The organism is Streptomyces sp. ADI96-02 (genome assembly GCF_003846185.1).
Taxonomy (GTDB): domain Bacteria; phylum Actinomycetota; class Actinomycetes; order Streptomycetales; family Streptomycetaceae; genus Streptomyces.
In genome coordinates, this window is sequence record NZ_ML123034.1 from 5,885,465 (window position 1) to 5,886,227 (window position 763).

The 763-nt window shown below is 56.9% G+C and carries 1 protein-coding gene; it reads right to left on the reverse strand.

What is annotated here, in order from left to right:
- Positions 1-97: 97 nt before the first annotated feature.
- The coding region (locus EES43_RS25855; RefSeq protein WP_164493276.1) for a hypothetical protein at positions 98-763 on the reverse strand (666 nt) is incomplete at its 5' end.

Consider the following 763-nt stretch of genomic DNA (forward strand, 5'->3'; position numbering starts at 1 on the left):
GAGGCTTCGCCACGTCACCGCATCTGACCAGCCCATTTCATCCCCCACGGCACAGGATGAAAGAGGTTCACTGCCAGATGCCGCAGGCAAGTTGGAATCAGCGCGGCACCGGCCTGCTCGTATAGTAGATATGTGCATGTATGGGCAATTCATCTATACGGACGAGCTCGAAACCGTTGCCCTGCGAAGGCTCCGGCGTGATCACCCACTCAGGGAATTCGTCGTATTTATAGCCGAGCCGCTTGAGATTTTTGCCGCGGTTGACAATTTCGCTGTTCAAGTAAGACGTCGGCTTCTTCCCGAAGAGTTTATCCAGGACAGTTTGGATGCTCTTCGGAAAGAGAGACCCCCTGTGGCCGTTCGGCTGGCTGCGGAATATTCTCGGACCTTCAGGAGAAAACGCATCCATCTGCCTGTTGTTTACCCGATATTCCCTCACGCTCTTAATCCAAGACTCCTTGTCGCCAAATCCCATGTCGATTATTGGCTGCTCGTCACTTTCTACATTGCTGTCTCGAGCGCTCCTCTTCGGCGGCAGTTTGGAATTCTTCCTGGTCTTGTAGGCGTCCTGAATTTTGTTGCCGATCTTCTGTGCTGCTTGGGGTGCTTTTTTGGCTCCGACAATGCCGCCGGTGATGCCTCCGGCGAGGGCGGCGATGTCGAATCCGGTGCGGACGTCGTCGGGCATGAAGCCCTGGCCGTTGTTGGCGTGGGCGGTGATCTGGTCGGCGGCGGAGCCGATGGTGGCGGCGGCGGCGCCGAG